24 protein-coding genes are annotated in these 26087 nt (G+C 56.8%); 11 read left to right on the top strand and 13 right to left on the bottom strand.

The genetic code is table 11. The features are described 5' to 3' along the window. Positions 1–98 precede the first annotated feature (98 nt). From CF15_RS08560 to CF15_RS03675, 4 genes are read left to right on the top strand one after another with little or no spacing between them, the layout of a single operon-like run. A complete protein-coding gene (locus tag CF15_RS08560) occupies positions 99–299 on the top strand; it encodes a ribbon-helix-helix domain-containing protein (RefSeq protein ID WP_236698113.1) in 201 nt (66 codons plus the stop codon). Beyond that, a complete protein-coding gene (locus tag CF15_RS03685; RefSeq protein WP_058370588.1) occupies positions 241–564 on the top strand; it encodes a PolB1-binding protein PBP2 family protein in 324 nt (107 codons plus the stop codon). Before CF15_RS08560 ends, CF15_RS03685 begins: the two co-directional genes overlap by 59 nt. Before the next feature lie 53 nt (positions 565–617). Next, a complete protein-coding gene (gene cas4, locus CF15_RS03680; RefSeq protein WP_058370587.1) occupies positions 618–1241 on the top strand; it encodes a CRISPR-associated protein Cas4 in 624 nt (207 codons plus the stop codon). A 28-nt stretch (positions 1242–1269) separates the two neighbouring features. Beyond that, positions 1270–1986 (top strand): CehA/McbA family metallohydrolase, encoded by a 717-nt coding sequence (locus CF15_RS03675; protein ID WP_058370586.1) that lies wholly within the window; start codon positions 1270–1272, stop codon positions 1984–1986. Here CF15_RS03675 and CF15_RS03670 read toward each other — a convergent pair. Then, positions 1983–3107 carry a tryptophan--tRNA ligase gene (locus CF15_RS03670; RefSeq protein WP_058371366.1) on the bottom strand — a complete coding sequence of 375 codons (1125 nt, stop codon included), beginning with the start codon at positions 3105–3107 and terminating at the stop codon, positions 1983–1985. The two genes, CF15_RS03675 and CF15_RS03670, sit on opposite strands and share 4 nt — an antisense overlap. Before the next feature lie 100 nt (positions 3108–3207). Here CF15_RS03670 and CF15_RS03665 point away from each other — a divergent pair, with 100 nt between their 5' ends. Then, a complete protein-coding gene (locus CF15_RS03665) occupies positions 3208–4146 on the top strand; it encodes a DNA double-strand break repair nuclease NurA (RefSeq protein WP_058370585.1) in 939 nt (312 codons plus the stop codon). A gap of 200 nt (positions 4147–4346) precedes the next feature. Here the strand turns inward: CF15_RS03665 and CF15_RS08820 are convergent, their stop codons facing one another. Further along, positions 4347–5039, bottom strand: a complete 693-nt coding sequence (locus tag CF15_RS08820) for a PNPOx family protein (protein WP_058370584.1) — start codon at positions 5037–5039, stop codon at positions 4347–4349. Here CF15_RS08820 and CF15_RS03655 point away from each other — a divergent pair. Beyond that, positions 5005–5703: a 6-hydroxymethylpterin diphosphokinase MptE-like protein gene (locus CF15_RS03655; RefSeq protein WP_168371251.1), complete on the top strand. Its 699-nt coding sequence runs from the start codon at positions 5005–5007 to the stop codon at positions 5701–5703. The genes CF15_RS08820 and CF15_RS03655 overlap by 35 nt on opposite strands. Before the next feature lie 112 nt (positions 5704–5815). Next, entirely contained in the window at positions 5816–6766 is a 951-nt protein-coding gene (locus CF15_RS03650; RefSeq protein WP_058370582.1) for a GHMP family kinase ATP-binding protein, read from the top strand. Here CF15_RS03650 and CF15_RS03645 read toward each other — a convergent pair. The 3 genes from CF15_RS03645 to CF15_RS03635 all read right to left on the bottom strand — a co-directional run bounded on the left by CF15_RS03645 (position 6763) and on the right by CF15_RS03635 (position 11356). Then, complete coding sequence (locus CF15_RS03645; protein ID WP_083494469.1) at positions 6763–9411, bottom strand: tRNA(Met) cytidine acetyltransferase TmcA; 2649 nt, start codon at positions 9409–9411, stop codon at positions 6763–6765. The two genes, CF15_RS03650 and CF15_RS03645, sit on opposite strands and share 4 nt — an antisense overlap. Before the next feature lie 100 nt (positions 9412–9511). After that, positions 9512–10819, bottom strand: a complete 1308-nt coding sequence (hisS, locus tag CF15_RS03640) for a histidine--tRNA ligase (RefSeq protein WP_058370581.1) — start codon at positions 10817–10819, stop codon at positions 9512–9514. Positions 10820–10825: 6 nt separating this feature from the next. Continuing rightward, the gene (locus CF15_RS03635; RefSeq protein WP_058370580.1) at positions 10826–11356 is read right to left on the bottom strand and encodes a hypothetical protein; all 531 of its coding nucleotides are present in this window, start codon (positions 11354–11356) and stop codon (positions 10826–10828) included. A gap of 108 nt (positions 11357–11464) precedes the next feature. Between CF15_RS03635 and mtnA the strand changes: the two genes are divergently transcribed. After that, positions 11465–12547 carry an S-methyl-5-thioribose-1-phosphate isomerase gene (mtnA, locus tag CF15_RS03630; protein ID WP_058370579.1) on the top strand — a complete coding sequence of 361 codons (1083 nt, stop codon included), beginning with the start codon at positions 11465–11467 and terminating at the stop codon, positions 12545–12547. Positions 12548–12568: 21 nt separating this feature from the next. On the opposite strand, the gene CF15_RS03625 is transcribed toward mtnA, so the two are convergent. The 3 genes from CF15_RS03625 to CF15_RS03615 all read right to left on the bottom strand — a co-directional run bounded on the left by CF15_RS03625 (position 12569) and on the right by CF15_RS03615 (position 16005). Next, positions 12569–13885, bottom strand: coding sequence for a hypothetical protein (locus CF15_RS03625; RefSeq protein WP_058370578.1), 1317 nt, complete (start codon positions 13883–13885; stop codon positions 12569–12571). A 4-nt stretch (positions 13886–13889) separates the two neighbouring features. After that, a complete protein-coding gene (locus tag CF15_RS03620; protein ID WP_058370577.1) occupies positions 13890–15443 on the bottom strand; it encodes a type II/IV secretion system ATPase subunit in 1554 nt (517 codons plus the stop codon). Positions 15444–15552: 109 nt separating this feature from the next. Continuing rightward, a complete protein-coding gene (locus CF15_RS03615) occupies positions 15553–16005 on the bottom strand; it encodes an archaellin/type IV pilin N-terminal domain-containing protein (protein ID WP_058370576.1) in 453 nt (150 codons plus the stop codon). Positions 16006–16093: 88 nt separating this feature from the next. On the opposite strand from CF15_RS03615, the gene CF15_RS03610 reads away from it, so the two are divergent. From CF15_RS03610 to deoC, 3 genes are read left to right on the top strand one after another with little or no spacing between them, the layout of a single operon-like run. After that, on the top strand, positions 16094–17698 hold the full coding sequence (locus CF15_RS03610; RefSeq protein ID WP_058370575.1) for a DNA topoisomerase VI subunit B: 1605 nt from the start codon (positions 16094–16096) through the stop codon (positions 17696–17698). Positions 17699–17717: 19 nt separating this feature from the next. Continuing rightward, entirely contained in the window at positions 17718–18887 is a 1170-nt protein-coding gene (locus tag CF15_RS03605) for a DNA topoisomerase IV subunit A (protein ID WP_058370574.1), read from the top strand. Between the two features lie 16 nt (positions 18888–18903). Next, a complete protein-coding gene (gene deoC / locus CF15_RS03600; protein WP_058370573.1) occupies positions 18904–19620 on the top strand; it encodes a deoxyribose-phosphate aldolase in 717 nt (238 codons plus the stop codon). Positions 19621–19796: 176 nt separating this feature from the next. On the opposite strand, the gene CF15_RS03595 is transcribed toward deoC, so the two are convergent. From CF15_RS03595 to CF15_RS03575, 5 genes are all read right to left on the bottom strand, one after another. Beyond that, positions 19797–20024: a hypothetical protein gene (locus tag CF15_RS03595; protein ID WP_058370572.1), complete on the bottom strand. Its 228-nt coding sequence runs from the start codon at positions 20022–20024 to the stop codon at positions 19797–19799. 10 nt (positions 20025–20034) lie between these two features. Then, positions 20035–20754 (bottom strand): ASCH domain-containing protein, encoded by a 720-nt coding sequence (locus CF15_RS03590; protein WP_338052271.1) that lies wholly within the window; start codon positions 20752–20754, stop codon positions 20035–20037. Between the two features lie 181 nt (positions 20755–20935). Further along, complete coding sequence (locus CF15_RS03585; RefSeq protein ID WP_058370571.1) at positions 20936–22081, bottom strand: hypothetical protein; 1146 nt, start codon at positions 22079–22081, stop codon at positions 20936–20938. 34 nt (positions 22082–22115) lie between these two features. Continuing rightward, positions 22116–23957, bottom strand: coding sequence for a glutamine--fructose-6-phosphate transaminase (isomerizing) (gene glmS, locus CF15_RS03580; RefSeq protein WP_058370570.1), 1842 nt, complete (start codon positions 23955–23957; stop codon positions 22116–22118). A gap of 238 nt (positions 23958–24195) precedes the next feature. After that, a complete protein-coding gene (locus CF15_RS03575; RefSeq protein WP_058370569.1) occupies positions 24196–26085 on the bottom strand; it encodes a threonine--tRNA ligase in 1890 nt (629 codons plus the stop codon). Between the last annotated feature and the right edge of the window lie 2 nt (positions 26086–26087).

Raw genomic sequence — 26087 nt, 5'->3', positions numbered from 1 at the left:
CTCCCCTTTTTCGCCCGCGCAGTTGTTGCGGTATTACACCTCTGGGCTTAATTCTGAGGCCCTGCACTTCTCTAAGCCCACGGCTCCGGGGAGTGCTTTTGCCGCAGACCGTGATAGTGACCTTCAAGGCGCCGGTGGAGCTTGTGGAGAGGCTTGACGAGCTGGTGCGCAGCGGGGTGTTCCGTAACCGTAGCGAGGCTCTCCGTCGCGCCCTGGTTATGCTGATAAGCAGGTACCGGGGTGCAGAGCTTGACTCGCCTCACGGAGGAGGAGAGGAGGACGCTCTACAAGCTACGTGATCTAATAATAAGGTTTAGCTCTGACGAGCTGAAGGTGTTTAGCTATGTTTGGGACAATATATCAGTCGGAGAGATAATATTTGAGCGGGATCTCAGCCAGATACATGGAGTCCCCAAGCCCATACTAGTAGCCATGAGCCTGCGCGACAAGGGGGTCATAGAGAGGGGGGAGGGTTGCTACAACCTAGCACGCTGGCTCCGCCCCCTCCGGAAGAAAGTGGGGAACTTCCAGGACCTCCGTCTCCTCCTAGATAGGCTGCCCTAGACCATAGCTCTTCCCGCCGGCAGCAGAGGCCGGATAGGGGTGCAGGCTGGGCCATGGGTATAGTTAGTGAGCTCTACAAGGCTAAGCAGCGCGACTTCAGCGAAAGGCTGCGCGAGATGACAGATCCCCGAGTGGTTTATGTGACCGACCTCGTATCATGCAGCTATAAACGGGTAATGAGGCTGCAATTCCCCCTGCTCAGCTTCCGGTTCGAGCCCTCCCTAGTCCTCGGCGATTTAGTCCACGCGGGCCTGGGCTCCCTTCTCGCCAGCCGGGGATGGGAGACGGAGGTGCCCATAGAGAGGAAGTACATTATAGATGGGGAGGAGTATATACTCAAGGGCAGGATAGACCTGCTAAAACGGAATGATGACGGCAAGCCGCACACCATAGTGGAGATCAAGACCTCAAGGGAGCTACCCGAGAATAGCCCTAGGGAGCACCACATAATGCAGCTGAGGATATACATGGAGCTTACAGGGGCTAAACGCGGCTACCTCCTCTATGTAACTCCCGACAGGCTCGTGGAGTTCGAGGTGGAGCCGAGCAGCGTGGATGTAGAGGCTCTGCTGAGAGAAACAATATACAACCTCCGCGCGCCAAGGTACGACTGGGAGTGCAGGTACTGCAGCTACAGGAAAATATGCCCCTTTGCCAGGCTTGGGAGGCACAGCTAGCCCCTCCAAGGCCATGGTGGCGTACTCTATGAGGTTGCGTGCTGACATGCATGTACACACAACGGTCAGTGATGGTAGGAATAGCCCAGAGGAAGTACTGATAGCGGCGGTAGAGAAGGAGCTAGACGTTATTGCCGTGACAGACCATGACACGTTCGAGGGAGGTCTACGAGCCCTTAGAGCGGCCAGGAGTATGAGCCTCGACCTAGTCGTAGTCCCGGGGGCAGAGGTGCGTACCACTGCAGGCGACGTGCTGGTCTACTGTAGTGACGAGCCCCTCGAGAGGATCCCCCGCGACCCCTTAGAGCTGGCCGATGTGGCTCACGATAACGGCTGCCTCGTGGCTCCAGCCCACCCGTTTGACACCCGCCGCGCCGGCATAGGGGAGCTAGTATACCATGGCAGCTGGGACGCGCTGGAGGTCTACAATGCCCGCAGCGACCCGGCCTCCAACCAGCGGGCGGAGCGGGCGGCGCGGGAGCTAGGCATACCAGGGCTGGCCAACAGCGATGCCCACTTAGTGGACGAGCTGGGCGCGGCCTACAGCATAATTGATGCAGAGGAGAAGAGCCCGGAAAGCGTGCTGGAGGCCATAAGGGCTGGGAGGGTTAAGCCGGTACACAGCGGCGCGGGGCGCACCTCCGCGCCCCACCCTCCCCCCTGGGAGCTGGGGCGCAGGGCCAGGAGGGGCGGGCCCAGCAGGCTCGACTATCTAGAGGACCTGGGGCCCGGCGGCTGGCTCTAGAAGCTTGGGGGCTCCACGTACTCTAGCACCCTGTCCTTGGCCTTCTCGAGCTTCCTCTGGTGCTCCTCCAGGAACTTGGCTAGCAGCTCGGCCGCGTACTGCTTGTCAGGGCCGCAGAGGAGGCGCCCCCCTCTGCACTCCTGGTATATTCTCGCAAGCTTCTTGTCGTCCCTGACTAGATGGTATACGTAGAACTCGTAGACTGTGCACTTTTCCGGCTCTCCTCCGAGCCGGCGCTGCTCCTCCACCGTCGCCCGGCCGCCGGTGAGGGCGTTCTTCAGCTTACGCACAGCCACGTCTATGGGGTCGCTTAGAAATATGGTATAGTCCGGCCTAGAGCTGCTCATCTTGTTGCCGTCCAGCCCGCTCTGGAACCGATGGTAGGTCGAGGCCGGCCTCCGGAGCCCTAGCTCGTTCTCAAACCTGTCAGCGATATCTCTTGCAAGCCTTATGTGTGGGTCTTGATCGGCTCCAACGGGTACGAGTACGTGTTTGAAGCCTCCGAAGTAGTCTAGCTGGGGGTGTAGTATGTCTGCAGCCTGGGTGAGCGCGGCCATCACCTTGCCCGGCTCTAGGTCACCGTATATAGCCTCCATCTCGGCCATTGTTATCTTCCTGGAGAACATCTGGATGAGGCGGTAGTAGGGTGTCTCGTAGTTGGTCTGGAAGTATATGTGGGTGTGCCGGTTCTTCTCAAGCCCCAGGGCTATGAGGTTGGCAACGTACTCGTAGAGGCCCGTCTCTATCACCTTCCTACGGTCTAGCTTGCGGACAGCGTAGGCCTCCGCGTCAGCTATAACAATGAATATCTCGAAGCCCAGCTTCTGGTAGTATATTATCTGATCCGCCACCATCTTGTGGCCGAAGTGGAAGCGGCCGCTGGGCATGAAGCCGGTTACAAGGGCTACCCGCTCGCCGGACCGGTATGCTTCAAGCACACTGTCGAAATCCCTATGGCCGAATATGACGCCACGGCGCATGAGGTGGAGGGGCTCGCCAAGCACCTCCGTTACGCGTGGCAGAAGCTCCCGAAAGGGCTTTATCCCGAAGTAGCGGAAGAGCTTCTCATACTCCAGCCTTACCGCCGATGCCCAGGGGTCTAGCCTGAACTCCTCGGCCACAATAACTCTCACCCGGTAGCCCGGCTCTATGCGCCGCCGGGCCGGCTGCAAGGCTTTATTGGTATTAAACATGATGCCGGTGAATAGGGCTGGCCGCTGAATGGTAGAGGTCGTAGAGCTGGGTGACGATATTCACGCGGCTGTGAAAAGAATAGCGTCACGGCTGCCAAGCATTGATGAGGGCCTGCGCCGCCTCGTTGAAGAGAGCATCGGGATAAGGAAGATCAAAGAGCTGGGCACGCGTTTCGAGCCAGTCTATGCTGTAGACTCCGCCTTCCCGCGGTCTCCTCTGAACCTTGTAGGCATATCTATGAGCATGGTTACGGTGGCCCTGGTCAGGTACTCCGATAGGGGCACTAGCATTAGGCGTGGCCGCAAGCTCCTCGTCGAGTATCTTGGGGACATCGAGCAGGACTACGTAGCGGCTCTCGCCAGGCTCGAGGAGCGCCGCTACGCCGTCAGTGTCGTGGACGATGCAGGCCTCATGGTTGTTGATGGCGAGATACTGCCCCGGCGTGGAGCCTCCGACCTCTGGGTCGATGTCGAGAACCTCAGCCTCATGCTTGTAAAAGAGTTGTCCAGGAGACGCGTACCCCTCGTCGGGGTCCTCAAGAGGAGCTACTCGGCCCAGATGGCGGGCGTCCTGGGCGTCAGGATGAGCGATAAGGCGGTAGCCTCTATCGTGCTCCGCCGCGGCGAGTACCTCGAGCTGCCCCACCCCCAGGAGACACTCGCATCCATGGGGTGCAGGATTGTCTTCTACAAGCCCCTCCGCGGCCTCGCGGAGGCGGTGAAGCTAGAGCTCTGCAGCGCAGGCCACCCCGTCGACCAGGTTGTCTCGATGCTGGCTAGGGAGACGGGGCCCACCGGGCTGCCCTGGGTGATAGACCTGGTGGACTCTGTGGTAAAGAAGGAGGTTGCCCGCCTGGCTGCTATACACCAGCTTCTCCTCTCAAGGCTCTCCCGTGGACGCAGGCACCAGCTCGCGTACCCTCTTAACCCGCAGGAGGCTAGAAGCAGGCCCGGCGCGGGCTCCTAGACCCCCCTTCCCCGGTGGCTCGAGCCCGGGTAGTGGAGTGAGAGGGTGTTCGCCCCCGACCCCCAGCCGTGAGGGTCCGCCGCTCATCCGCCTTCCCGGGGCCCCGGCTGCGGGGCTGTCGCGGCGGCGAGCCCCGCCAGCCGGGTCTAGACGGCTAGGCCCCGAGGGGTCTTTAACCCCTCCAGGCCCGGCTCCAGCGGCTAAAACGCCTCCACCTCGCTGGGGGCCAGGCAGCCGGCCATATAGGCGTTGTCGAGAGCCTCCCTGGCCGCCCTCGCCGCTGCCCGGTGCAGCTCCGGGCTCCAGGTGCTGTGGAGTATGCAGTCGAAGGACTCCAGCACCGTGTATGCGAGCCTCCTCACGGTCCTGCAGGGGGGCTCCGGTGTCAGGCTCCGCGCGCGGGCCCAGAATCTGAGCCTCGTAAGGGCTATGAGCAGCTCTATGCTGCACCCTAGGCTCCTAGAGTAGAGGGCCCAGCCACCGCCTTCCTCCACATGGATGGGGTCTAGCCAGAGGACTATGAAGCCTCCCGGGGCTCGTTCCCGGGACGATACTATGGCCTCCACCCTGGGCCCCTCGGCCCTGGGGCAGGGCGCGTGCACCGCCCTGGCGGGCTCCAGTTCAACGCTGTGCTCGAGCACTGCACTGTAGTAGCTCAGCGGGTCGTAGGGCTGGGCTAGGCATGCCTCGTAAACGCTGTAGCCCAGGGGCTGTAGTCTCGTGCCCGGGTAGAGGCGGGCTACAAGCCTGCCTCCCTCGCGCCGTATGCCGAGGGGCGTAACCATGGCCTCGCCGGGCGCCTGCAGCACCGCGAGCAGCTCAACGTACCTGTCGTGGGGGATTAGGGAGTCCATGTTGTTGGCGGAGCTGTTGGACGCTGCGCGAGGGACCATGAGGTACAGCCTCCGGGAGGACTGCCTCGCAGCCCGTGTACTGGAATCCCTGCTCTACGAGGCCCTCTTGGAGGGGAGATATACGGGGGTATCCGAGGCCTGTAGCCTGCTCCGGGACAAGCACGTCTGTCTGGCAGGCGGCGCGGCGGGGCTCGAGGCCAGGCTGGGGGAGTTGGAGGGCTGCGAGAGGCTTGTAGCCGCCGATGGCGCCTCGGCGCTGCTTCTCCAGAATGGCTTCCTGCCCGATATCGTTGTCACCGACCTCGACGGCTCCTGGCACTACCTGCTCGAGGCAGGGCGTGAGGGCAGCATCATAGTCGTACACGCCCATGGCGACAATGTGGCGGCTCTCAAAGCCCTGGTGCCGCGGCTTCAGAGGCTGGCTGGGACAAACCAGTGCATGCCAGGCAGGTACTCGTCGCTGGCGCCGGGATTCACCGATGGAGACCGTGCTCTCGGCCTCGCGGTCCTCTGCGGAGCCGCCCGCGTAACCCTCTATGGGATGGACACCAGGGAGCCGACGGGCTGGTGGTCCAAGCCATGGCTTAGAGGCAGCGTAAAGCCCTGGCCAGAGAAGGCGCGTAAGCTAGGGATAGCAGGTATCCTAGCAAGGTTATTCGCCGCCTACGCGCGTGCGCGCGGTACCCGGGTGGAGTACGCGTGATGATGGAGTATTATGCTGAGCAGAGGCCTTGGTGATGACTCGGTTCTCGGCTGACGTGTGGCGTGCTGCGAGGCCTCTAGGCGCTAGCAGCGCCTTAAGGGTGAATGACTCCGTGGCTGTTCGGGTAAGGGTTGAGACAGGAGCGCGCCTCCACCTCGGCTTCTACGGGCTCTGCAGCAGCGCTGGGAGGCTGCTAGGAGGCATAGGAATAGCGGTGGATGGAGTAGGCTACAGGCTCCTAGCCCAGCTATCGGAGGCCGATGCTGTGAATGGCTGCGACGCTGATAGAGCCCGCGGCATCCTGGAGAAGGCCAAGAGGGCTCTTGGCCTCCGTGAGCCCCTGGAGCTGAGGCTAGAGGAGTGCATACCAAGCCACGTAGGCCTAGGCTCCACCACTCAGCTGACCCTAGCCATATACGCGGCTGTCGCCAGGCTCGCGGGGCTGGACTTGCATGACGCGGTGGAGGCGGCAGGCAGGGGGCCCTACTCCGGCATAGGTGTAGGCGCATTCCTCTACGGCGGCTTCATAGTCGACGCGGGGGTGCAGCTCGCCAACACCGCCCGGCCTGCGAGGCCCGCTCTCCACGGCAGAGTTCCAGAGGAGTGGAGGATCGTGGCCGTTGTGCCCGAGGCCCGCTGGCGCGTGGAGGAGGGACCTGTAGAGGAGGAGCTGATGCAGCTGCCCCGCGGGAGCATGGACATGTGCTGTAAGGCTATGCACGCGCTACTCCGCATGATTGTGCCAGGCATCGCTGAGAGCGACTTCAAGCTCTTCACCCGGGGCGTGGATGAGATCCAGCGGCTGACGGGCAGCTTCTTCGCAAGCGCCCAGTCTGGGCTCTACTGCTGCCCCGAGTCGGAGGAGGCGGCGAGGCTTCTTCGGAGGCTCGGCGCGAGAGGGGTGGGGCAGAGCAGCTGGGGCCCCCTGGTCTACGGCTTCTACCCAGACAGCCGCGAGGCCGAGAAGGCCCATAGAAGGCTCAGAGAAGAGCTCGGAGGACGCGGCCGGGTCCTCCTGCTGAGGCCGAGGAATAGGGGAGCCCGTATAGAGGCGTCGCCTTAGCCGTCTGCCTGGCCGCCCTCCTCACCCTCTCCTCCACCTTCATGATCCTCTTCTGTGCTCTTGGGCTTTCTCCTCTCCTCCCTCTTGCGGGCTTTGCGCACGGTAATAGGCTCTAAGAATATACTTCCCTTATCCAGCTTCTCCAGCAGCTTCTCAGCATCTATACCCACAGGCGACTCTGAGTCAAGCTGATAGTATATCTTCAGCACCTTCCTGGCAACATCCTTTAACGTCACCATCACGCTGTGAGGGCGGGTCTTAAGCTCCTCTGCTACCGCATCCCAGCTCCTGCCCTGCAGCACCTTGGCAACTACTATGTACTCCTCCCTCTTGGAGAGGCTGAGCCCCCTGGTCTTCGGGTACGTGAGCCAGTAGGCCTTGGCGACCTCCTTTATTGCGTCAGCAACAGCCTCGTATGTCATGGGGCCGTAGGCGTATATCCATAGCCGGTCTACCTGGATCGGCGTAAGCCTCGGGTAGTAGTCCTCGAATACCGGGTTCCCGCTCTTCAGTATCTGTATTGCAACCTGTGTCTCGAGGTCCCGGTAGGGATCGTGGAGGCTCTCGAGGACCTTCCTCTTGAACTCGCGGTTGGCGAGATCCACTAGCCTCTTCATCAGATCCTTTATGGGTTTTATTACCAGTATGGTGTACTCGCCGCTGACGGGGTTACGGTCGGGCGACATGTGCACGGGGAGGAACCCGTTTTTCAGCCAGAACCTCAGCAGCTGCTCGTTGACGCCGAAGCCGCTCCCGACCCAGTCAAGCCCCCTCTCCACGGCCTCTTCTGTAACCTTGCTGAGGGCGAAGGAGCCTATCCCCTTCCCCTGTACATCGGGATGGGTTGCTATGCGTACAATCCTCCATCCGCGGGCGCTGCCGAACTCGCGGATGCGGAGATGCTTAAGCATCCTGTCGGGTATAATGTTGCCTGGCGTCTTCCCGCCGCGCAGCAGCTCCTCAATCATCTCGTCGTCCAGGCCGCCCTCGTTAGCTATCTGGAGTGCGCACACTATCTTGCCCGAGGGCACGCGTACCCCGCGTATAATGTGGTGGGGCGCGTCAGCCAGTATAGCCAGGTCGTCGGGCTCGTTGCGGTAGTGGGCTAGGACATAGATGCCGAAGAGCTGGCGCAGCGTCTCCTCCCCTTCGGGGCTGAAGAGCCACTCGGGGTCGAAGCGTACATACTCAAGCCTGCCCTCCTCTATGGCCTTGATATCGTCCTCGCCCAGCTCGGCGGGCTCGGCGTCGAGCAGGAGTGCGTCGAAGAGCCACTTCTCTATAGGGTCGTCGGGCGCATAGCGTATCGGCTCATGCATCTCGACTTCTATAACCTCGGTCCTCGGGTCCTTCTTGAGGGCGGGGAGGAATCTTACAGAGAAGCCTCTCCCGGCACCCTCGTAGCCGTGGATGGTGGTTGCGAATATCATTCTGCGGTGGCTGCGCCATATACGGTGTAGTAGTGGTACATGCATGCCTGCAGCCTCGTCAACTACCACTATGTCTGCCTTCAGCTTCGGCACGTGTATGGGCTCCCAGTACTCTATGCTGAAGCCCTCGCCGTGAAGCTCTAGTATATTGTCTCCACGCTTTACGATCCTGGTCTTCAGCTTGAGCTTCTCGGCAGCCCTGCTTGCCAGGGTGAAGAAGGACTGCACGTTAGACAGGTTGGGAGCGGTCACTACTATCCTGACTCTTCTGCGCTCCTTGGCGAGCCCTACTGCTAGGCCTATCGAGGCTATGCCTACTGCTCCCGACTTGCCTCTACCACGATCCGAGGTTATCACTATTGCTTTCTTCCTCTTCTTTGAGTTCCTCTCTAAGAGCAGCTCTATAGTCTTTATCACGTTTACCTGGTCCTGGGTGAGCGCTAGCTCGTAGAGCTCACGGGGGAAGAGCGTCTCCCTAGGGATCTTTATCTCCTCCCTGCTGTAGCGCTTCATGGGGTAGTCGTCGGCCTTGATAACCTCTTCATCGTCGACGTCGTATATGTAGATCCCGTCATGCTCTATTAGCTTGCGCTTGAACCTCTTTATGAAGATGTGACGGGGCTCCCGGTAGCCGGGCACTAGGAGGTTCTGCTTGAATATGGTCATCCACCGGTCCCATTCGATCCACGGAGGCACCATGAATACTATGAGCCCGCCTCCCTCGACTATCCCCACGAGCCTGCCTACATCGTTTGGCTTGAGATCGTTAACGAGATCCATGACTAGTAGCTTGAAAGTGGTTCCTAGGAAGCGGTCGCTCTCCTCGTACCTTGCTATAATGTGTGTTATCATATTGGCTCTAGATTTTAGAGTCCTCTTTACTATCTCCTTCCTTATTTTGGCGTCCTTAAACTCGTCGTGGAACACGTAGAGTAGTGGCAGCTCTTCTTTACCCTTTACCCTGCGGTACACCCTCTCATAGAAGAGTAGGGCTCTTGCAACGGTGGCGCCTATCTTTACTGGATCGCTGCCAGTGACTACGAGAAGCCTCCTATGCCTGGACACGATGGACCTTTCTATTCCCCTGCTTAGCTTTCTGAGAAGCTTGTTGAAGCTTGCAGGCACGTAATCCTTTAGACGCTCAGCTACGCGCTTACCCAGGTCCTCTATATCCTTCTTCGTAAGGTCCTCGTAGCTGACGTCAATGGCGCCCAAAAGCCCTCTTCCCCTTCAGCCGTAGGGGTTCAAAGGAGAGAGGGTTAATACTGGTAGACTGCCTGGACTCATCACAGAGGCATTGTAGCATGCAATTACCTCATCTAAATTCTAATTCTGTGAGGTTTAGCTCTCTGAGCTCCTCAAGGGTCAGGACCCTCTGCTCCCTCTTCGCCAGATCTCGTAGAACGAGCTTACCCTCCCTGGCCTCCTGCTTGCCTACTATGGCCGCATAGTGGTAGCCCTGCTTGGCCAGCCGGGGGAGCATTTTCTGGAGCTTCGAGCCCGTGTAGAGTGCGGCTGACACGTTATCCTTTGACGCCAGTATGTCTTGCACCTTGGCTGCGTAGGGTGCCAGCGACTCGTCAAGGACTATTACAGCTATCCTCACCGGCTCCTGGTATATTATTCTTGGTCTAAGCCCCGAACTCTCCATAGCTGCTAGTGTGCGGTCAAGCCCTATGGCGAATCCCGTGCCCGGCACCTTCTCACCGCCGTAAAGCTCGATTAGGTTGTCGTAGCGGCCTCCCCCGGCTATGCTCACGGGGAACCCCGGCACCTTTACCTCGAATATTGTGCCGGTGTAGTAGGCTAGTCCGCGCGCGAATGCTAGATCTATCTCTAGATTCAGCCTGCTATTATAGCCCTTTAGCATGTCTACTAGCTTCTTAAGCTCCTCTAGGGATTCTATGATCTCTTCGCCGCTCTTCGAGAGTATGTTCTTTGCTGCGTCTATGTCGTCCCTGGCATTGCTCCATAGTTCTTCCAGTATACTGGCTAGACCGGGGTGCTCCGCCCCCATGAGCGCCTCCAGGGCCTCCTTGTACATGCCTTTATCCATTAGGTGGAGTATATGGTCTTGGATCTCCTCGCTTATCCCATGCTTGGCGAAGAGCCTGCGGTAGAGCCGGGTGTTGCCTATCTTTAACACTATGTGGTCAAGCATGTCTATGCTCTCGTAGAACTTGAGCAGTAACTTTATGACCTCGAAGTCGCCTAATATAGAGGGCTCCCCGAGAAGCTCTACCCCGGCCTGCCAGAACTCGCGGTAACGCGCCCGCTGGGGCTCCTCGTAGCGGAAGCAGTTGACTACATAGTATAGCCTCACTGGCTTCGGCTGGCCCCGGAGGAGCCGGAGGTATATCCTGGCTATGCTGGCGGTTGCCTCTGGCCGGAGTGCTACCTCCCGCCCAGCCTTGTCACGGAACACATACATGGAGCGTCTTATCTCCTCCCCGGATTTCACTGCGAATAGCTGGAACCGCTCGAGCGTAGGTGGCTTCACCTCGCCGTAACCATAGGACCTGGCTATCCTCGCGAATATCTCGGCCAGTCTTCTGAGGGCCTCGGACTCCGGCGGGAGGATGTCGCGGAATCCGCGGAGGGGCTCTAGCGGCACCTTGCTCATGGCTTGCTACCCGCCCTCCTTGGGCAGCCTTGTGAGGCCCGGTCTGAAGACTAATGCTGTATAATATGTTATGTCGCCATAGCGGTCTACGATAGCTAGTAGTGGCTCCCAGTTGTTCTTCGAAGCCTCTTCGACGAAAGAGTACAGGGTGTCCAGCTTCACCGGCCTGCTCTCCTCGAGGACTAGTATGTAGTGTGTGAACTTGGGCTCCTTCTTCCTCTTCTTGAGGAGCAGGGAGTGAGGCCGAGGCCCGGGGACGGGTAGGCGCCCCCTTTTCCTCAGGTCCAGGTAGACTTCGAACTCTACCCAGGCGTACGGGTTCCTAAGGCTGTAGAGCCTTACGAGGTTCTCGAAGCTATACCTCTTCCCCCTCCTGTCAGTGACTGTCGCTACGCCATTGTATACGAGGTAGAGTGCTTCGAGCGGATGCACGCTTTCAGCGCTGCTGCGTGGTAGGTAGCGTAGAGCCTCTTCGACGCCCCTTACTATCCGCAGCTCCAGGGCCTCCGGATCCTCAACTATTATTTCTATGGTCAATCCTGCACCCTCACTGCTCTCCAGCTGGGACTCCCGGGCCTTGGGCTTTCGCCAAGCCTTTTATAGCCGATTATAGGTGTGCTCTGCCTCATAACCGGTTGATGCATCTTGGAGATTCTCGAAAAGCTCAGGATAAGGCCTCTCGAGTGGGTTGAGGATGATCCTGAGGGCCCTAGGCTTAGATGGCTTGATACCAGGCTTCTACCGTGGGAGGAGGTCTATAGAGAGACCCGTGACTACCGCCGGGTCGCTGAGGCCATAAAAGCTATGGAGATCAGGGGTGCCCCTGCGATAGGCGTCGCTGCTGCATATGGCTTAGCGCTGGCGGCATTCTACTCCGGCGCCAGAGAGCCGGGCGCCCTCTGGAGAGTGCTCCAGGAGGCTGAGAAGCTGCTAGCCTCAACCAGGCCTACCGCATACAACCTCTTCTGGGCTCTACGCCGTGTCATGAATAGGGCGAGGGCTAGCCTGGAGAAAGGTGAGGATGTGGATGGAATTATCAGGACAGTTATCGATGAGGCCAAGAAGATACACATAGAGGATATCAGGACTAATATGGAGCTAGGCCGTATAGGGGCTAAGCTTATCGATGACGGCGATACAATCCTTACACACTGTAACGCTGGGGCCCTCGCTACAGCAGGCTACGGAACCGCCGAGGGTATAATGAGGGCGGCTGTGGAGGAGGGGAAGAGGATAAGAGTGATAGCGACGGAGACTAGGCCGCTGCTCCAGGGTGCAAGGCTCACGGTATGGGAGCTTATGAAGGAGGGAATAGAGGTTAGGCTCATAACCGATAACATGGTCGGCTATGTAATGTACCGGGGCCTCGTGGATAAGGTGATTGTTGGAGCCGACAGGATCACGGCCGATGGCTATGTGGCCAACAAGATTGGGACATACATGATAGCCGCCCTAGCCTACAGGCACCGCATCCCATTCTACGTTGCAGCCCCCTCCTCCACCTTTGACCTCAGCATAGAGGGCGACAACATACCTATAGAGGAGCGCGACCCGGACGAGGTGAGGACAGTGCTCGGTAAAGTACTGATAACAGTTAAGGATGTGGAGGTCTACAACCCCGCGTTTGACATAACCCCGCCAGAGCTTGTGACGGCCATAGTGACGGAGAAGGGGATAATCACGCCACCCTACCGTGAGAATATAGCACGTGTACTCCGTGGAGGATAAAGCCTCTCTAGCACCCTGCTCCTAGGAGAGCATGAGGAGTAGCGCGCCGCCAACTATTATAAGCGGTGCAGCGATGTTATAGGCCAGTGCCCCCCATACCGCGTATGCTATAGCGAAGCTGGCTCCAACCCCCGCTATGGCTATAGATTTCACCGCCAGGGTACTATCGATCGACGCCGGTATAGGGGCTGTGGCGAAGGGTGCATAGCTGGCTTCAAACCTGCTGCCAAATACCTTCGAGATATACACAGTCGAGGCAGCTATTACTAGGACGACACTGGCCAGTAGCACGTTAACGACAAGAGCCTTGTTAAACACCATACGAGTGCTCTCATGCAGTGACTCCAGTATCGCGTTAGCGATGCGCGACACCTTGGCAGCATTACTGCCACTCCTTACCACGGAAGCTATTACCTTGGACAGCAGGTAGGCTAGATGCCACTTCTCCGCGTTACCCGGTACGGCTCTTCCAGTCCTAAGAGCGTATATTAGGGGGGACTCGGTGCCGTCGCCCTTCACCATGGCTACAATCGTGTCAATATTGGAGAGCCTTAACGTAAGCCCCTCAGTGACTACATGCACGGCGTATATGAGTTTCGATAGTTTAGTAAGATCCCCCTTAATTCTCACCAGGCTGTATACATGGATGGGAAGCGCTGTGATGGCGAGCATAGTTGCGTAGAGCGGGCTGCCTTTAACCAGCAGTAGGAGGGAGGCTACAGATAGGACCAGCAGTACGGCATCTATCATAGGGCTTATTCGTCGAGGCAACATGACGGAGAGAATCCTCACCCTCGTGGTAAGGGCTATGGCAAATGACATAGCAGCTACCACTACCGCGGCCATATATGCTGCAGCGTAGTTAGCTGATATAGATGAAGACAAGACCACCGTCAAGAGCACCATGACGGTGGCTGTAGCTATCAGCTCTACACCCTGGATAAGAGTCCCTACCTTCTCCCTGAGCCTCTGCTCGAAGGCATCCACAGCCATCACAGCCAGCTGATGAAGCGTATCAAGGGGGTTGCCTCTTAGGATATAGGAAGCTATGTAGGATCTTATAATCCTTGAGAGGGTCGGGCTGGCTACTCTCTCAGCCACCTTTTCGAGCGCCAGGAGGGTATTGCCGTATTTCTTTACGAGCATTTGGTAAAGACTAGCGATTTTAGCCGACTCCCTTAGCACCGTTCTAAAGCCTTCATCCCGGTTGATATCGTTCAGAGCCTCGTGAGGCGCCCTGTTACCCCCCGCATAGGAGAGAGAATAGAGCATGAGCAGCGGAAGCTCCGCTGCCAGCCTCTCATAGTCGACCCGGATTCTCCCATCTCTGGGAGGCATTGTATCAAACCCTTCCTCCCTCTTTAAGGCGGTCGAGGACGCTGAGCAGAGCCCAACGATAGTACTCGTCAACCATGGCCCTTAGTGATCTAAAATCGCAGGTGATGCAAGACCGTAGCAGTGATTCAAGCCTCGTAAGCTTCTCCCTTATATCGCTCCTGCTGAGCCCATAGACATCCATAATGTATTTCAGCCGGTAGCTAGAGTCTATTACCGTGTCTACATCGGTTGGGAGAAGCAGGTCTTCCCGCGGACTCCACTTGAAGACGACGTTGAATGTAACGCTGCCGCCCCGTGGTACAACCTCCACTATCTCAACAACCCTTCTCAACTCTAAGCCTTCAGCATTGCGGACTCTGCGCAGCACTATGATGAGCCATATAAGCTGGAGGAAGCTGTCGCCCAGGCTTATCGGTCTGCTCCTCAGCCTCTGGAGAGCGGACTCCGGAGAATCTGCGTGGAATGTAGCTAGAGCAGCATGCCCGCTTCCAGCGGCGTGTATGAAAACCCGCGCCTCCTCGCCCCTGATCTCGCCTATAACGAAATAGTCTGGCCTTCGACGTAGCGCGAACTTTGCCAGCTTATACACGTCAATATCCTCGCCCTCGTAGTCGTTATAGGTGTATCGTGTAACAAGGCTGTCCCACTGCTCGTAGGGGAGATTCAGCTCCGGCGTGTCCTCTATAGTCACTATCCTCGAGTAAGGCGGTATTAGCGAGAGCAGAGCCTGCAGAAAGGTCGTCTTACCCGATGCAGTCGGGCCTACTATTAGTATAGCGGGCCTATACTCCATGAGGAGCCAGAGGTAGGCGGCGGCGAGTGGCGAGACAGTGTTATTTGCTATGAGAGACGCCATGGAGAGCGGCTCCATGCGGTGCTTCCTAATCACGATTGACGAGCCAAATCTGCTAATCTCATTGGAAAAGGTTGCAGCCACTCTATGACCTTCGGGTAGCAGGGCCTCTAGATAGGGGTGTGCGAGGCTCACGTCTCTACCGCTCCTCCGTGAGAGCTGTATTATGAGACTATCAAGAACATCCTGGCGCAGGGTTATGTTAGTCTTGATCCATCCTACCGGTATATCTCGGTGCACAATATATGCTGGCTTGCCGGGACTGTTGACAGCGATTTCCTCTATCCTGGGATCCTCTAGTAGCGGGTAAAGAGGGCCATAGCCGCTAAGCCCCTTAGCTATAAGATAGCTCATTACGGTGTAATTTGACTTGAGAAAGTCATAATCTATTGCATATTTTTCGGCAAATTTTTTCAGCTCCTCACGCTTTGAGGGCAGGCCCTTCAAGCCCTCAGCTATGACACCCTCGATGACGAGAGCTGCTGTCTCGAGAAGCTCGGCCCCGCCTACCTGGGGCTCGTTGACGCAGTAGACGACCTCGTTATTGGTGGTTACGCCTATACCTACATCCACTACGCCTGCCACAGTATACTCAATAGCCTTCTTCCTGAAAGCCTCGGTGCAGGCAACCGGTCTTATCAGCTCAATGAGTACATCGTCTATGTCAGCCCTTCTCTTAGATAGAGCCTTCTGGAGTCTGGGCATAACTTTAGGACCCTCCCCAGAGCCTGGTAGAGCCCAAATAAGTATTGATAAACTTCCAAAGCATAGTAATGCTAATAGCTTATATAAATAGAAAAAAGATAGAATCGGTCTAGGACACCGATATTCTTATAGGGTCTGTTGTGTATATCTTATCTCCGGCTTTGTAGCTTATTATTAAGACACGGGGGCTCTTGCACTGGCTTGATATCTCAACGGTCCGTGTCTCTCCTGCCTTTATTGTAGGCCCGTTGAGCGTTACTCCTACTTGCTTGTTGTTGGCGTCGTCGCAGAACAGCGTTGCGTTAAGGAGGGTCACGGGCTGTGAGCCGCTGTTATCGATGGTAACGTATATCACACCTAGGTCTGCCATGTATTCGGCGTTGTAGCCGTATACTATCGGCTTTTTCGTCATTACTTGTACGGTGTTGATGAAGTAGTGGTACATTATGGCGCCGGCTGCAAGTGTGGCTAGCAGTAGTATTACGGCCGATAGTATGGGGGATATTGCTCTCATGTTCTCCTCCAGGTCTACTGGATGCATGGGGGAGGTTATGGTCAGCATTTATTGGTGGAAATGCTTTTAAGCCAGAAAACAGTTTCGGGCCAGCTATTTAAGGCCTCTCTGCTTCAAGTAGACGAGGGTTCAGGTTATGTCTAAGAGGCAGCAGGTAGTGCAGAGAGAGAGTTTCCGCAGCATGACGCCATCCCAGTTCTTCTATGAGTACAGGGAGGTCGCCGGATTCGGCAGCCCCTCCAGGGCCCTATACCAGACTGTGAGGGAGCTTGTCGAAAACGCCCTAGACGCTACTGACGTCCACGGCATACTGCCCGAGATCACACTTATCATCGAGCAAGTGCCCACCCACTCAACCTACTACCGTGTAACCGTGGAGGATAATGGGATAGGCATACAGCCCCAGCATGTACCCTACGCCTTCGGCCAGGTACTCTACAGCTCCAAGTATAGGCTACGGCAGGCCCGAGGACGCTTCGGACTTGGCGCAAAGATCGCAATACTCTACGGCCAGATAAAGACCGGAGAGCCGGTTGAGGTGTACACAGCGCCCATAGGCTCGTCTAGGATATACTTCTTCAGATTGAAGATAGACATAGAGAGGAATAAGCCCATAGTGCTTGCCCGGGGCGAGTACCCCAACCCCAGCGGCTGGCATGGGACACGGGTAAGCGTGGTAGTTGAGGGCGACTGGCCCAGGGCCCGGCAGAGGATACATGAGTACATTAGGAGAACTGCTATAGCAGCGCCATATGCTAACATAACATTCATAGACCCTGACGGCAACGTGACCGTGTATCGCCGTACTATCCAGAAGCTTCCAAGGCAGCCTCACGAAGTGAAGCCCCACCCACACGGTGTTGATATAGAGCTGCTCAAGCAGCTAATAAGAAAGTCCAACGCTAGGACACTCCTGGAGCTCCTAGTGGAGTCCTTCCAGGGTGTCGGCAGGAAAACTGCCGAAGCCTTCCTAGAATGGGCGGGCTACGACAAAGACCTGGATCCCCATAAGCTAGATGATAAGAAGCTTGAGAGACTCTCGAGGAAGCTGCGTGAATACCCGCGCTTTAGGCCGCCAAGCGCCGACGCCCTCTCACCTCTAGGACCCGAGATAATTGAGGCGGGACTGAAGACCATATTGAAGCCGGAGTTCGTCGCAGCGGTCACCCGGAGGCCTAAGGCGTACGAAGGACACCCCTTCATAGTGGAAGTAGGCATAGCCTACGGAGGAGAGATACCGCCATCTAATGAGCCCATACTCCTTCGCTACGCCAACAAGATACCCCTGCTCTATGACGAGAAGTCCGATGTGGCATGGAAAGTAGTTGATCCTAGGAACTTCGACTGGCGCAACTATCTCGTGGTATTCCCGGCTCCAGTGGCGGTGCTAACCCACATAGCAAGCACCAAGGTGCCATATAAGGGCGTGGGTAAGGAGAGCGTTGCAGACGTGCCGGAGATAGAGCACGAGCTGCGCAACGCTCTCCGCGAGGCAGCCAGAAGGCTGCGGGAGTACCTGCTCCAGAAGAAGAGAGAGGAAGAGGCTAAGAAGCGCGTAGTAACCTTCATGAAGTATACGCCTGAGGTGGCGAAAAGCCTGGCCACAATACTCAAGGACTATAATGTCGGCGAGAAAGATGTTAGGGAAATGCTTCTATCGGCTATGAAGAGGAGGCTCAAGATAGAGGACGAGAAGTTCGCGAGACTAGTAAAGGGGCTAGAGGTTAACATAGAGGAGTAAGAGGAGGTGAGCAGGACCTATGACGGGGACCGAGAAATACATGGACAAGGCTGACATGGAGGCTAGGAAGAAAGCTCTCCAGGTGTTCCGGGAGCGCTTCCGCGAGATATTCGAGCAGATAAAGAGGAGCGAGAACCCGACACTAATGCTGCCTAAGAGGACACTCTCCAACACCATATACGATGAGAGGAGGAAGCTACTGCTCCTGGGCCCGGAGAAACTGAGGAGAAGCTTCTTCGACCTCAACGAGTCAAAGAAGTTCATGCAAACGCTGCTCATGGCTAGGATAATATACGAGGCGCTGGAGAGGGACGAGTACCCGACAATCCGTGACCTTTACTACCGAGGCAAGCACACCATAGTCTACCGGGAGCCGGGTGGCCGCCGCCACGAGGAGAACACCTGGGATGAGCAGCGCGAGTCAGACGCAGTGATAAGAGACGTTGAGGTGTTCACCGGGCTGCTGCGCGAGGAAATGCTGATACTAAGCAAGGAGAAAGGCAAGGTAGTAGGCAACATGAGGATAAGGAGTGGCAACGATGTCATAGACCTCAGCAAAATGGGTCATGGAGCCTACGCCATAGAGCCCACTCCAGACCTTATAGAGTTCGTAGACGTTGACGCGGAGTACGTGCTGGTCGTCGAGAAGGACGCTGTATTTCAGCAGCTGCACCGGATAGGATTCTGGAGAAGGCATAAGGCTATACTCGTAACAAGCGCTGGCCAGCCTGACAGGGCTACGAGGAGGTTCGTACGTAGACTCAACGAGGAGCTGGGCCTACCAGTCTACATACTGACCGACGCCGATCCCTACGGATGGTATATCTACAGCGTCTTCAAGATAGGCTCGATAACACTGAGCTACGAGAGTGAGAGGCTGGCCACGCCCCAGGCCAGGTTCATAGGCGTAAGCATGACAGACATATTCGGCTACGGGAAGAAGAAGCCCTACCTGACAGAGCAGGAGCGCCGCAACTATATAATCAAGGCCAAGGAGGCGGACATAAAGAGGGCTTATGAGCTGCGCAACTACAAGTGGTTCCAGACTAAGAAGTGGCAGATAGAAATAGACATATTCCTGGAGAAGAAGGCGAAGCTAGAAATAGAGGCCATGACCAGTAAGGGGCTGCGCTTCCTGGCAGACAAGTACCTGCCAGAGAAGATAGAGACCGGCGACTGGATAGAGTAGCGTCGAGGGGCGGGTCATGGGAGAGGGCAGGGGAGCGTTCTGCAGCCTAGCCCCGGGCGAGCTGGCCGCACGGATAGACCACGCAGTCCTCAAGCCGTGGAGCGGGAGGAGCGAGCTGGAAAGGGCTGTAGACGAGCTCGAGGAGCTGGGCCTACGCTGCCTCATACTCAGCCCTACACTGCTCCGCGAAGCCCGCGGCATAACCAGCAGGTGCCTCGGCGCAGTGGTTGGCTTCCCCTTCGGCTACCACACAATAGAGGCCAAGATAAAGGAGATCGAAGACACGATAGCTATGGGCGCAGATGAGATCGACTATGTTGTCAACACACAGCTCTACCTAATCGGCCGCAGAGAAGAGTACCTTAACGAGGTAAAAGCGGCTATAGAGATCTGCAGAAACGCTAAGGTAAAGTGCAAGGTCATAATAGAGGCGCCGGCACTTACGCCCAGCCAGGTAGAGGAAGTCGTAAGGCTGGTTGCCAGCCTAAGCCCCTCCTTCATAAAGACGAGCACCGGATACGGCCCCCGCCCCACCCTGCCGGAGGACGTCGCACTAATAGACCGGGTGTTGAGGAACATGGGGAAGAGGAACAGCGTAGGAATCAAGGCTGCAGGAGGGATAAGGAGCGGCCTCCAGGCAGCAGCCATGATAACAGCCGGCGCGGATATTATAGGCACTAGCACGCCGCGCCAGGTGCTGGAAACCTACCGCGCAGCTTGTACAACGTCCTAGAGCGAGCCAATCAAGATCTAGGATGATGAAACGACGGTCTCGGGAGCCTTACGCGATGAAGAACATTCTCCTTGCTGACGCCTAGTGCATGGGGCGTCAGCTGAGACAGGTGTCCGCATCCCCCAGCAGCCCTCCGGGGGTCGGAACCCCTTCCTCATCACAGCCTTCTAGAGCCCTTAGACGGGCCCGGAGAGAGGCCTACCCTCCCTGCTGCGGGGCTCCGAGAGCCCCAGCTCTGCATCCCCGTCCTCGTCAACCCTCTCGAGTATCTCGTGGAATGTATTGCGTTTACAATACCTGCAATAGTGGTATAGTTTCCCGCTGGAGAGCTTGGTTAGGTCGAAGCTGACCTCAAGCTCCCACGTGTTGCCGCACGTCGTGCATCTTAGCAGCCACTTAGTCAAGGCTTCGTGATCACCTCCTGTTTCTATGCCTCCTGCCTCTATCCCTATCCTTCTCCTCGCTGGGTGGCAGCCCGCTCCTGACCCTTATAAGCCCCTGCTTCACAAGCCCCGATAGGACGCGGCGGAGCACCCTTCGAACACGCCATCGTTTCTCCAATCCTCCATAGAGCCTTACAGCGGTGGAGCGTATACTGTTGGTGATCGTCAAGTCTCTTAAGATCTTGCGCTCCTCCTCGGTGAGCATGTTGGAGAGGTAGCGCAGCCCTAGCCTCGCTATATCAGCCGGCTCGAGCCCCAGGTAAGGGTCCTGAGGCTCGAGGGAGGAAAGATCCTGGACGACCTCGAACTCTATAATGGTTACGTAGTCGTCTTCGCTAAAGTCGCCGTACATGCGTCGAAGAGCTTCTAATAGCTCCTCTCGGCTCCGAAACCCGTCCTTCACAGCATCCTCGTCGGTTAGCTCTGAGACCTTCTTGTAACGGACCCCCGTGACCCTCACCTTGGCTACGGGTCGACCGCCCCCATGTACAATAAGCTCGTTGTACTTGAGCTTCACCTTGCCGAGCCTTATGGTGGCCTTCTTCCTCCCAGACAGTATATCCTTAACGAACTCCCCCTTTACCATCAAGTGTCTTCCGAGGAACTTGCCCCGCTCCTCGTGCTCCTTCACTATGATCCCCCAGTAGTTGCTCCTGGAGTAATGCCGTGGAGGAGACCTTTTTAGCCGCACATAGGCTACCCTACGCTCTCCTCCGGGGCTGTGAAGCTAGAGAGGCACTTGCCCAGATCCCCGGCCCCTACAAGCCTCTTGGCGTCCTGGGAGGCTTCCGGGCCGGGCTGCTGACATGTCGGGTGAGGAGGGGCCAAAGCGCTGAGCCCCCAGGCTTAATACCGTCCTGGCAGCCGTAGCTCTACGCCTCGTCCCCAGGGTATACCGAGGCAGGCCTCAGCACGCTGTGCGGCCTGGTCCTGCTCCCCGCAGCTATCACGGCCCCTATCTTGAGTCCCTCGAGGGGGTGAGTCGAGGTGACAACGATCTCGCCTGCTACGCCGGTGTAAGGTATGTTCTGGGTCACCGTGTACGGGGCCACGCTAGCCCCCTTGCCAACGATGCTATCCGCTATGTAGCTGTGGGACCCAACGCGGGCGGAATTGTAGACGATGCTCCTCTTAACCTCGGCATAAGCCCCTATAACGGTGTTCTCGTAGACAGCCACGCTGTTCCTTAGGAAGGTATGGGCGCCTACACGAGAGCCGGGGCCGACGTAGACGGGGCCCTTTAAGACGGCATAGTGGTCTATGAAGGCCCCGTTATCTATGTAGACGGGAGGCTCCAGGATTGCGGTATCCTTCACGGTAGCCTGCTCGCTTATGTGGATCCCCTTAAGCCTGGCTAGGCTCAGTCTCACCGCGAGTAGATAGTCCCAGGGAGTGTCGAGGTCTACCCACTCGCCGAGCCACGTGTTCGCGTGTATGCGCTGGGACTCGGACAGCTTGCGTATAGCATCATGGAGCGATATGTCTTGCTGGCATATCAGGCTGCGCAGCTCGTTGACGCCTATGCTCATCAGCCCGGCGAACACGTGTTGTCCACTGCCCACAGCATTGATATACATGTCTATGGGGTCCACATCTACGCGGAGGAAAGCGCCGCGCATCATAACGGGCTTTGTGACAGTTATAACAGGCTCATAGTACCTGGCAACAATATTCATGTGGGAGTCCATCATACCAGAGGGCGCATAGATATCGCCGTATAGTATTGTTACAAGCTTCTCCCCCGTATTCATGATAGACGCTATGCCGTCACATATGGCTCCCTCTATCCCTGGCGACCTCTGCTCCACGAACACACAGCCGCTTATCTCCGCGCACCGGCTCCCAACACGTGGATCATCGGATACAACTATGACGCTGTCGAAGTACTTCAACATAGAGCCTACATGCCTGTCAAGAAGCATGCCATCCGGGAACCTCAGCAGGCTACGCGAGCTCGCATCGCCAAGTACGAGCCGCAGCAGCTTAGGGGAGCCTCCTGCAAGCACAATACCTATCATGCCGTCTACACCCTCTGCAAGGACTCATCTCCTCCTATTCAACCGTAACAGTCTTTGCAAGGTTGCGCGGCTTGTCGGGGTCCCGGCCCAGCACCACGGCAAGCCTATATGCTAGCAGCTGGAGTGGCGGCACCAGGGCGTACGGCGCTAGTATCTCGTCAAAGCTGCCGACATCTATAGCGAAGTCCACTCCCTCCAACTCTAGGTAGCTCGACGTCCCAACTAGTATCGTGGAGGCGCCTCTACTCTTCATCTCCATGACGTTGCTCTGTATCTTCTCGAGAAGCTCGGCCTCGGGCGGCGTAGCTACGAAGACGACCGGGAAGTCCTTCTCAACCAGTGCTATTGGGCCATGCTTGCTCTCCCCCGCCGGGTACGCCTCTGCATGTAAATAGCTGACCTCCTTTATCTTGAGCGCCGCCTCATAGGATAAGGGTACGCCGAGGCCGCGTCCGAGAACGTAGATGTTAGTCTTATTCCTCAAGCTGGAGGCGAGCAGCTCGACCTGCCTTATACTGCGGTTAATCCCCGTAGAGGCCGCGCGTCCAGCATCCTTTAGCCTCTCTGTGGCTTCTCTATACTCGCTCTTCGTGAGCGACCCGCTGTATAATGCTGTGGCTAGTGCTATCATGGAGAGTGTGAGCACCTGCGTAAGGAAAGTCTTCGTAGCCGCTACGCCTATCTCTGGACCGGCTCTAGTATAGACAGCAATATCCGACTCCCTCGGTATTGTACTCCCAACCACATTGGATACAGCGACTACTCGTCCACCGCTAGCCCTGAAGCCTCTAAGAGCCTGGAGAGTGTCTATGGTTTCACCGCTCTGGCTTATCGCTATGAGCACCGAGCCCGTGTGATCAATATTCTTAAACACGGCGTACTCGCTGGATATGAATGGTATAACAGGCTTTCCAGCTATCCTCGACATGTAGTAGGCGAATACTAGGCCTGCATGGAAGCTAGTCCCAGCACCCGTGACGAACACGCTCCCGGCCTCGGCTATGAGCTTGGCGGCCTCCTCTACCTCGCGGCTTGAGACGAGGCCGGTATAGGTCTCAAAGAGCACCCGGGGCTGCTCCATTATTTCCTTAAGCATGTAGTGTGGGTAGCCTCCCTTCTCAGCGTCTTCGATGCTCCACGTGGCTGTTATTATCCGGTGGCGCCACTCGACGTGGCTGCCATTCTTTTCTATGTAGAGGTGGTAGGGCTCTATGTACCCGTACTCGCCGTCGTTGAGTGCTACAAACCTCCTCGTGTACTGGAGCATTGACGGTATATCGCTTGACACCATGTTGAAGCCTTCTCCGAGACCTATGATGAGGGGACTAACCCTTCTAGCAAAGTAGATGCGGTGCGGCTCCCTAGCATAGAGCACAGCTATAGCATAGGCGCCGTCTATCACCTTTACGAGCTTTCGGAAGGCATCCCACATGGATTCTGAGGTCTTCAAGTACTCCTCTAGCAGATGCGCTATGACCTCCGTATCGGTTTCGCTCCGGAGCCGATGCCCCTTCTCCTCAAGGAGGCGTCGTAGCTCGAGGAAGTTCCTTATGATACCATTATGCACGACAGCTATCTCGTCTCTACAGTCTACATGGGGGTGTGCGTTAGCCTGGCTAGGCTCGCCGTGTGTAGCCCACCGCGTATGAGCTATACCGCTTATCGAGCAGTAGCGGCTAATACCATAGGCCTTGACGACGTCGTCTATCCTGCCCCTGTCCTTGAAGACGAGGAGTTTCCCGGTGCTGCATTCCACCAGGGCAAAACCGGCGCTATCATAGCCCCTGTACTCGAGCCTCTTCAGCCCCTGTATAAGCATACTTGTTACGTTGTTGATAACTTCTGGATCGGCCACAACGCCCACTATGCCGCACATAGCTTACACGCTCTCCGATGACGCTACTTCCCAGAGGTTTCCTGAGGTCCGCGCCCTGCTACTCCAGGCCTAGCCATGGGAAGCCTATATAATGTTAGCATGAAGGGGATTTTGTGAGACTGGAGCGGTGGATGAAGACTGAACCCCTGTGGCGAGGAAGGCTGGATGAGCGCTCTTCAGCGTGCGGACACCGCCTCCTTCTCCCTACCCACTATCCGGCCCTATACCCTCTTGGCTGCTAGCCCTTGCCCGGCTCTAGCTCTAGGCTTCTCTCGAGGTATACTAGGCTCGGACGCTTGGATACATAACGTGGCAGTGTGGACTGTACTCTTGGATAGTCTTCAATATCTTTGAGAACCATGTCAAGCAGCTCCTCCGGCTTTAGAGCTACTCGGTCGTTGCTACGTCTTATGGTCACGTTTATAGTGCCCGTCTTCACCTCCCTGTCGCCTATGACGCCTATGTATGGTATCCACTCGCGCGCAGCGTCTCTTATCCTCTTGCCGAGGCTGATATCGCGGTCGTCTATGTCTACCCTAATCAGGTTATGTTCTAGCATGTCGGCTACCTTGCTGGCGAGCGCTATCTGGTCCTCGGACTTGGGGTCTACGGGTATTAGGCGTACTTGTATAGGGGCCAGCCAGGTGGGGATATATGGCCTCTTTCCTTGTTGCTCCATCTGAACTGCCGTGTCAAACACCATGTAGATGTATCTCTCTACAGAGCCTATCAAGGCGGTATGGATTATTACAGGATACCGCTCCTGGTTGTTCTCGTCTACATACTTTATGCCGAAGCGCTTAGCATTGCCTATGTCGAACTGGAACGTTGCTATCTCCCGTGGACGGCCCACGCTATCCACTATATGGTACTCGACGTTCACTACCCAGTAGTATATGCCGGCGGGGTATAGTGCTACTACGGCGGGCCTCCCGTCACGTCTTACCAGCTCTAGTAGGAGGTCGCGCTTCTGGCTCCAGAAGTCCTCGGTCACATTGTATACCGCGTAGTACTTCCTGCCTAGTTTGGCTGCCTCACGGTGTATCACTTCCTGCAGCTTCTCGCTGACCTTGACCGCCTCCTCGACGTCACGTGTCAATATATGTAGGTCGGGCATGTAGAATTTGCGGAGGCGGAAGCAGAGTGTAACCTCGCCGCTCTGCTCGAACCGGTAGCTATCAGCTACCTCGAACATGCCTAGGGGGAGATCCTTGTAGCTCAATACATAGTCTTTTAGCATAGCGAACTGCTGGTGGCATGCAGCGTAGCGCATGACTAGGTGCTTCTTATCGGCCCATAGCTCGTATAGCCTGTCTCCGAACAGTGCGGCATGCTCGTAGACAGGCCTCGCGGCCAGGTCGAACATGTTTGTGCCACGTATTCGAAGCACGGGGATACCCAGGCCTCTTGCCAGCTTCCACGCGTACTCCGACACAGCCTCTATCATGAGCGCCGCGTGGGGCTCGTACCTCATATGTCCGTAGTCGGACATGGGCTCCCATTCGAACCCGAACTTGGCGCAGAGCTTGTTTACAGGGTTCTCGACCTCGCCCAGCTCTTTGCCTAGGGCCTCCTTCTCTATCAGTATGCGTAGCTCCTCATCAGCCTTCTCCAAGTATTCTTCGGGCTCATATACATCGCCTTCCGGCGTGAGCACATAATACTTCTTCTCTACATGGGGCTTCTTGGAAGCCTTTGGAGTGTATGTCCTAGATAGCTCTGAGAGTGGATGCCCATAGCAGTGTATCCTAAACTCCTTATACCAGCCGAAGGGCGCCCTGATCACCCTGAACTTCCCGCTTGCACGGCTCCTCACCATGTCCTCTAGGAGCCTCATCGCCTCAATAGCGGCCTTTGGCGGCGCCAGCTTCTGGGAGAGATGGGCGTACGGGTACAGCACTATGGTTGATGCCTTTACCTTCTCTGCCACATTAACTATATCCGCTGCGGCCTTCTCCACGGCCTCGTTTATGCCTTGTGTATCTATGTCCTCGACTGTGGTAAATGCGACCAATGCATTTTCGGCCGAGGCCTCTTGGGGCGCGCTTTCGGGGGGCTCTGCCTCAGCTATGGCTTTGCTCCTAGCCTTGTAGTAGAATTCTTTGGCGTGTATCAGTATTACACGCATAG

The sequence above is a fragment of the Pyrodictium occultum genome (assembly GCF_001462395.1).
Taxonomy (GTDB): domain Archaea; phylum Thermoproteota; class Thermoprotei_A; order Sulfolobales; family Pyrodictiaceae; genus Pyrodictium; species Pyrodictium occultum.
This window is presented reverse-complemented; position numbering and strand designations above follow the sequence as displayed.

Bases quoted from the DNA above. Each gene is read 5' to 3' on its own strand.
- cas4 (WP_058370587.1), top strand. From the start codon at position 618: ATGGGTATAGTTAGTGAGCTCTACAAGGCTAAGCAGCGCGACTTCAGC.
- CF15_RS03675 (WP_058370586.1), top strand. From the start codon at position 1,270: ATGAGGTTGCGTGCTGACATGCATGTACACACAACGGTCAGTGATGGT.
- CF15_RS03665 (WP_058370585.1), top strand. From the start codon at position 3,208: ATGGTAGAGGTCGTAGAGCTGGGTGACGATATTCACGCGGCTGTGAAA.
- CF15_RS08820 (WP_058370584.1), bottom strand. From the start codon at position 5,039: ATGGTCCCTCGCGCAGCGTCCAACAGCTCCGCCAACAACATGGACTCC.
- hisS (WP_058370581.1), bottom strand. From the start codon at position 10,819: ATGAGCAAGGTGCCGCTAGAGCCCCTCCGCGGATTCCGCGACATCCTC.
- CF15_RS03625 (WP_058370578.1), bottom strand. From the start codon at position 13,885: ATGCCTCCCAGAGATGGGAGAATCCGGGTCGACTATGAGAGGCTGGCA.
- CF15_RS03620 (WP_058370577.1), bottom strand. From the start codon at position 15,443: ATGCCCAGACTCCAGAAGGCTCTATCTAAGAGAAGGGCTGACATAGAC.
- CF15_RS03615 (WP_058370576.1), bottom strand. From the start codon at position 16,005: ATGCTGACCATAACCTCCCCCATGCATCCAGTAGACCTGGAGGAGAAC.
- CF15_RS03610 (WP_058370575.1), top strand. From the start codon at position 16,094: ATGTCTAAGAGGCAGCAGGTAGTGCAGAGAGAGAGTTTCCGCAGCATG.
- CF15_RS03605 (WP_058370574.1), top strand. From the start codon at position 17,718: ATGACGGGGACCGAGAAATACATGGACAAGGCTGACATGGAGGCTAGG.
- deoC (WP_058370573.1), top strand. From the start codon at position 18,904: ATGGGAGAGGGCAGGGGAGCGTTCTGCAGCCTAGCCCCGGGCGAGCTG.
- CF15_RS03585 (WP_058370571.1), bottom strand. From the start codon at position 22,081: ATGATAGGTATTGTGCTTGCAGGAGGCTCCCCTAAGCTGCTGCGGCTC.
- glmS (WP_058370570.1), bottom strand. From the start codon at position 23,957: ATGTGCGGCATAGTGGGCGTTGTGGCCGATCCAGAAGTTATCAACAAC.
- CF15_RS03575 (WP_058370569.1), bottom strand. From the start codon at position 26,085: ATGCGTGTAATACTGATACACGCCAAAGAATTCTACTACAAGGCTAGG.